We start from the raw sequence: 6929 nt of genomic DNA on the forward strand, positions 1-6929 counted from the left end.
TCCTCAATGCTTTAAACCTACTTTTAGGATGACTGTAGTACCCTCATCAATTTTACTATTGATATTTAATCCAAATTCATCTCCATAATGTAATTTTAATCTTTCGTTTATATTTTTTAAGGCATAGCCCTTTGAATAAATGTCTATTTCACTCGTGTTAAAGCCTTTTCCTGTATCAATGATTTTAAATAGTAAGCAATCATTCTGCCTAGACCCTTCTATTGTAATCGTCCCCCTGCCATTTTTTGGTTCCAACCCATGGTAGACAGCATTTTCTACAATTGGCTGTAAAAGCAGTTTAATCAGTTTTTCTTCAAGAATATCAGGATCAACATGAATATGATAAAGGATGTTATGATCAAAGCGAATATTTTGAATGTCAAGATAGCTTTTTACTTGTTCAATTTCGTTCTTAACAGTTGTGATAGGATTTCCATCGTTTAATGTAAGCTTAAAAATTTTTGACAAGCTTATAGCCATTTTAGCAATTGGCTTTGCTTTTGACTTTTCAGCCATTCAAAACATGGCATTTAATGTATTGTAAAGAAAATGGGGATTAATATGGCTTTGCAGGGCCAAAAGCTCTGCTTCCTTCTCTTTCACTTTTGCTTTATATAGTCTTAAGGTCAATTCATTATTTCGATTATAAAGTTCGACAAAGCGATTACCGATTTTACCGATTTCATCCTCTTTATTGAAATGAATGCCAGAAACGATTTCTCTTCGTTCCATTTGTTCAGTTACTAACCGCAATAAACCAAGCTCTCTCGTAATTCTGCTAGATAGATAAATAGCAAAAACGACAGAAATGATGAATGCAATCACTAGTAAGGTGATCGTGATCAACCTTATCTGATTGATATCTTGAACAACATTTTCAAAGGGAACAATACTAACAATCTTCCAATCGGTGTTCTCATTTGTATGATAGTTTATGATGTTTTTTCTTCCATCAATATAGTTAATGACGGTTCCATTCTCCTTGGAACCATCGATTATTGCTGTAAGCTGTATTGGTGACATTTCCAGCTTATTTCGTGAGTACAGTATTTTTTCTCTATTTAAAACTATAATATTGCCTTGAATATTTACCTCTTTAAACATATTTTCAAAAATCATCGGATCAATGCTTATTAGTAAAACTCCAATTGGAGCCTTTGAACCAAGATTTCTGATCATTCTCCCGAAAAGGAAAGGCTGGTCATTTCCTGCATTAAGCCTTAATTTGCTGCTATTAAACCACTGACCTTTCCATGGACTTTCAAGTAATTGATGGTATAAGGTTGTATCCTCGATCTGACTAAATACATTACCATTCATATTGCTGTCTCCTTGGTTTACTTTTAAAAAACCATGGTTTTCATTTCCTATATAAATAGAATGGATATAAGGCTTGTTAACAACCGTTATATTACTTAATGTGTTTCTTGATGATGTTTCATACATATAGTGCTTTGGATCCTTTTTGTTATGTGTTAAGTACCGATGGATATCATTTGATAAGAAGACAATATTAGAAATATCCTCGATATCTGCAACAAAGGTATTAATATTCCAGTTAGCAATAGTTAAGAGGTTTGTGACCGTTGTCGATACCTTATTTTCAACAGACTTATTTAAAAAGGCAAATGTAATAGGTCCAACAACAAGTAAAGGAATGAGTGTGGAAAAAAGAGCAAGTAAGATAATTTTCTTTTTAATAGGAGAGCCTTTTATTCCGTGAAAAATGTTCATTTTTTTCTCCCCAAGACACAATTTATCTAATGAAAGCATTTTCATTTTGTTCAAATTAAATAAAAAATTAAGATTATTTTTAAGTATTCAAGCAATATACTCTTTATTCCTGCTAATCCTTCCTTTCAAAAAAATATTTAATTTGAAAGGAATCCTTCTCAAAGGTTCGCCAAACTGGACCCTCCTTATTTTTAGAATACCTACTCTTTTACTGCTCCTAAAGTCATCCCACTAACAATATAACGTTGTACGAAGAGTGAAAAAATCATCACTGGCAAGCTAAATGAAACTGCAGCAGCTGTCATAGGTCCCAAGTCGAGATTATAGGCAGTTAAAAATTCCGATATTCCGACGGTTGCTGTTTTTGCATTAGTACTAGTCATTAGTAACGCAAACAGGAAATCATTCCAAGCTAGCATAAAAGTAAAGATTGCTGTCGTGGCTAATCCTGGGAGTGAAACTGGGATAATTACCCTAATGAATGATCCAAGCCAGCTACATCCGTCAATACGGGCTGCTTCATCAAATTCTTTTGGAATTGAATCAAAAAAGCCAATCATAAGCCAAATCGCAAAAGGCACGTTAACACTTGTATAAACAAATACTAATGCCAAGTGAGTATCTATTAATCCCATGTTTTTAATAATCATATACATCGGAATAGCAATACTAATCATCGGTACCATTCTAATAACAAGAGTGAATAATAAAAAGTACTTTCCTGTAACAGATGTAAATCTTGAAATCCCATAGGCTGCCATTGAGCCTAATAAAACACTTATAAAGGTACTTGTAATAGCCGTGATAAGACTGTTTGCAAAATATTTTCCGACTGGCAGGTAATCAAACATATTTCGATAGTTTTCAAAAGAAAAAGTAGACGGCCAAAAAGTTGGTGGGGCACTTACTGCCTCTGTTGATGGTTTTAATGATGTTAAAAGCAGATAAACATAAGGTCCTAGAAACAACATTGCTAAGATACAAGTTAATGAAATGACAAATAGTAGCCATAATCTTTTCTTCATCTTGTTTATATTAATCGATGTATATCTTGAAAGTTTCGTTTTATTTAATCGTATTTCCGCCATCCTGATTCACCTCACGTTCATTAAAAATGATTTTTCCTTGGTGACCAAATCTTTGAAATAAAGAAGGAGCTTAAGATTAGTAGTAGAATAATAAATATTACTGCCATGGCACTCGATTGTCCTACTTGTCCATAGCGTGTTAAGGTTTTATACATATACGTACTTAAAAGCTCAGAGGAAAATCCAGGTCCTCCTTGTGTTAATACCCATACAATATCAAATGTTCTAGCTGCGTCTATTATTCGAATTAACAATGCAACTGATGCCACTGGAATAAGCGAAGGAACAGTAATGTATCTAAATTTGTGCCATTTATTTGCCCCATCGATATCCGCTGATTCATAGAGAGTTTTTGGAATACCCTGAATTCCCGCCAATAGAACGAGCATGATGAATGGAGTTGTTAGCCATATATCAGCTATGATTGTTGAATAAATAGCATATCGAGAATCAGACAACCAAAGAATTTGATGTGGATCAGAGAGGATTCCTATTTTGTAAAGCACCCAATTGAAAATTCCAAATTGGTCATTTAGCATAAACTTCCAGATGAGACCTGACACTAATGGAGCGAGCATTAACGGACTAAGCAATAATGTTCTGATTACTTGACTTCCTTTAAATGCATGACTTAAAAGGAGAGCAAGGATGAGACCCAAGATGAATTCCACGCCTACTGCAACACCAATATAAACAACCGTGTTCCATAAGGCCTTTAAAAATCGTTCTGAACTTAAAGATTCAATATAATTTGCGAGCCCAACAAATTCCTTTACACTAGGATTCATTAAGTCGATGTGATAAAAACTATCCTTCACTAAAAGGGTAATCGGATATAGTAAGAAAACAATCATAAACATAGCTGCCGGTAGAAAGAACAAAGTGGAAAGTGTACTGTTTCTTAAATTCATAATAAATCCTCCTTTCTACAAAAATAGTGAATCAATTCTTCTTAGAAGAGGTCTCTACCCATCTATCATTTTTATAAATAGGTAGAGATTTCTACTTTCTAAAAATCACTTTATTTTGGAGGTAAAATTCCTTTAATAATTTCCGCTGCCCAGTCTAGGGCTTCTTGAGGTGTCTTCTCACCTGAAAGAGCATATTGAACAGCTGGTATTAGCGCTTCACTTTCTATCTGCTGCCATTCTGTAATATCAGGTCGATTTTGCGTTTGTTCTCCACTTAACGTCGTCATTAGTGGCTCTAAATGTTCATATCCTTCTTTTTTGCTATATTCCTCAAAAACTGATACTCTAGCAGCTACTCCTAATGTTTCCATAAATAACTCATTCTTTTCATAGATAAACTCCAAATATTCCTTGGCAATCTCTTGTTTCTTCGATGATCTTGGAATTACCTGATACCATGGACCTGGAACAGCTCCTATCCCTGCACTTCCTGCAATCATTGGTGCACTTCCAACTTTTCCAGCTACTTGTGATTGTTTAGGATCATTTGATGGAACATAAAAGTGTCCCCAGGCAATCATCATTGCTGCTTTCCCACTCCAGAACAGTTCAGAGGTTTCAGCTGATGCGATTTCTAGTGCACCATTTGGAACAGATTGATCTGTATTTAGAATATCTGTTAAAAATTGCAGTGATTCAACATATGGTTCTGTATTCACAATAACTTCTCCATTTTTGTCAATAACCAAGGATTCAGTTCCTGCTTGTGTCGCATGATCCAGCCAACTTGCTACAGCATCACCATTATTTGCGCCAAATACTGTTGTTCCATACATATCTACTTTTCCATCTTGATCTGTATCACGAGTGAAGAATTTTGCAATATCCCTATATTCAGTCCATGTTTTAGGAGGATGTAAATCATACCCATATTCTGCTTTAAAATCAGTTTTATTTTTTTCATCTTCGAATAAATCTGTGCGATAAATTATATTTTTTGCATTAGTCCAGACCGGCATTCCATAGACTTTATCCTGGTAACTTCCTCCTGATATAAGACCTGGGAACAGGTCTTTTTCAATTTCGTCCGAGATCATCCCGTCAAGAGGAAGTAAACCTCCAGCTAAAGCAGGGAACCATAAAATATCAATTGTTGCGACATCAAAGGCGCCAGCCTGTGAAGCTACTTCAGCTTTTAATTTGTCGTATACACCTGTATAAGGAACAGACTCAATCTTTACTTCATAGCCCGTTTTTTCTTTAAATTCTTCTGCAGTCTCTTTAGCAACAGTAAATGCAGGGCTACCTCCCTCTACAAGTACAGTGAGAGATTTGTCACGATTAGAAGAATCGCCTCCTCCTGTTTCTTTACCGGAACAACCATATAAACATAGTGTTACCACTAATAGTAATGAAAGAACACTGAATATTCCTCTCCTTTTGAACATCTATAAAACCTCCTTAAAGTGGTTTTTCATATCATTTAACGATCCCATAAACCATGTTCAGGCCATCTTCTTGGAAGTCTATCTTTTACATCAGGAAGTTTTGGTAATGGCTTATGAGGCTCAAGCTGATACCAATATGCAACACTTGAATAATCATTGGCTTGATCATTCGCATGACCATGTTCGATTGTAGCACGGATTGATTTTGTAAAACGGATAGGATCCTCAATATGGAATCGATATAAACTCCATTTTCCAAAATGCTCCTGAACATCGCTTCCTAATGATATTCCATGATATGGACCTGCATACTCTCCACTCGGAAAGCCCCATGCTGCATTAAAGTAATCTTCAGTTCCTGTCCCATGAAGAGATGGTGGCCATTCTTCTCCATCAATGAAGAACATATCATCACCTTCGCCTGGCCATGTAAACTCTTGATTGGAAGCATCGAAGTTATCAATATTCAATACACAACCAACATAGTGTCCTTTTCCTTCAGCATCGAGAATAACATAGTTATCCTCTCCAGTAAGATTCTCTCCTGGTAGGTCCCATGGAGCTGGATTTTCTATTTCTTTTTCAAATACAACTTTTTCACATGGATTTTCTCGATTCCAGGTTGCATGAAATCTCCCAACATCTTCAGGTATTTGATCTTTACTATCATAACTTTCATAATCTACATAATAGAATAGATTTTCTATCTTTTTATCACTTTCATTGATTAATTGAATTCTTGCTCCAGCTCCAAATGGCATTGAGAAATAACTATTCATTGATGCAGCAAAAGGTCCCTTTGGTCCTCGCTTTTCCCCCATAACCATGCTCAAGGGTAGAGAAACGTAATGCTTACATGTCGCATGCCCGATTCCAAAGAAATCGCCTAAAGGAACTCTTACACTCGGGTTTTCTTCACCATCCCAATACATTTCAAGAACTAACTTACGTAAGTATTGTTCTGCATAACATCTAGTCGTCATCCAAATATGCTTAATACAACCTGCACCCTTTATATCAGCCATAACCGCTGTTTCACCTGGCTCTACTACTTTAAAATCTCTGTTACCTCCAGTACGGTCATAACTAGATTCTCTTTTGGAGCTTGCTTCTTTAATAAATGGTAGTCCTCCTAGTGGACTATTTGGTTGCCAAACATTCATTGTTCGTATCCTCCCTCTATTTCTTTTAATTTATTGAATGCGCTTACATTAACTAACCATGTATTAAATACTTTGTCTTTTTCTTCACCCCCGAATATTTCCTTCTACATTTATAATTGTAAATTCAATTTAGATTTTGCGAAATTCTAATATCTTTAGATAAGGTTAGTTATATTTAGAAGTTAGTTATTTTTAGGGATTATACGTCCTTATGCTTACACACAACCAAAAGCCTACAGATCTAATAAGATCTGTAGGCTTTATAACTAAAGAGGACAAACTACAAAAAACTAGCTCTCAAGTTAAAAAAACATGAAAGCTAGTTTATCGTTATACCACAACTTAAAAAATGTCTTATTCTCTATACCTCGAGACATAGGGAATTTCACATAACCTTAGCTTATTTAATAAAACCTTTATAATGACGTTTCACTAATTGACTTTCAAGTTGTTTCATAGTCTCAAGGGCAACCCCTACAACAATCAACAAGCTTGTTCCACCAATCTGAGCCGATTGAGGAAGATCAGCAAACTTAATGAAGAAAACAGGAAGAACAGCTATAGCTGCTAAGAAAAGAGAACCGA

General features: G+C 35.3%; 5 protein-coding genes and 2 pseudogenes. All 7 read right to left on the reverse strand.

Annotation, left to right across the window (positions count from 1 at the left end; translation table 11 throughout):
* Positions 1-3: 3 nt before the first annotated feature.
* Positions 4-378 carry a sensor histidine kinase gene (locus I7822_RS30700; protein ID WP_372442173.1) on the reverse strand — a complete coding sequence of 125 codons (375 nt, stop codon included), beginning with the start codon at positions 376-378 and terminating at the stop codon, positions 4-6.
* A pseudogene (locus I7822_RS30485) lies at positions 364-1779 on the reverse strand (sensor histidine kinase); the annotation flags it as partial. The gene I7822_RS30700 and the pseudogene I7822_RS30485, both read right to left, overlap by 15 nt.
* 155 nt (positions 1780-1934) lie before the next feature.
* Positions 1935-2822, reverse strand: coding sequence for a carbohydrate ABC transporter permease (locus I7822_RS17765; protein WP_243459530.1), 888 nt, complete (start codon positions 2820-2822; stop codon positions 1935-1937).
* A 20-nt stretch (positions 2823-2842) separates the two neighbouring features.
* Positions 2843-3733: a carbohydrate ABC transporter permease gene (locus tag I7822_RS17770; RefSeq protein WP_207980443.1), complete on the reverse strand. Its 891-nt coding sequence runs from the start codon at positions 3731-3733 to the stop codon at positions 2843-2845.
* Positions 3734-3843: 110 nt separating this feature from the next.
* Positions 3844-5181 carry an ABC transporter substrate-binding protein gene (locus I7822_RS17775; protein WP_207980444.1) on the reverse strand — a complete coding sequence of 446 codons (1338 nt, stop codon included), beginning with the start codon at positions 5179-5181 and terminating at the stop codon, positions 3844-3846.
* A 35-nt stretch (positions 5182-5216) separates the two neighbouring features.
* Complete coding sequence (locus I7822_RS17780) at positions 5217-6344, reverse strand: glycoside hydrolase family 172 protein (RefSeq protein WP_207980445.1); 1128 nt, start codon at positions 6342-6344, stop codon at positions 5217-5219.
* 400 nt (positions 6345-6744) lie between these two features.
* Positions 6745-6929, reverse strand: a pseudogene (locus I7822_RS17785) (preprotein translocase subunit SecY); the annotation flags it as partial.

Origin of the sequence: Metabacillus bambusae (assembly GCF_017497975.1) — a bacterium.
GTDB lineage: Bacteria > Bacillota > Bacilli > Bacillales > Bacillaceae > Metabacillus > Metabacillus bambusae.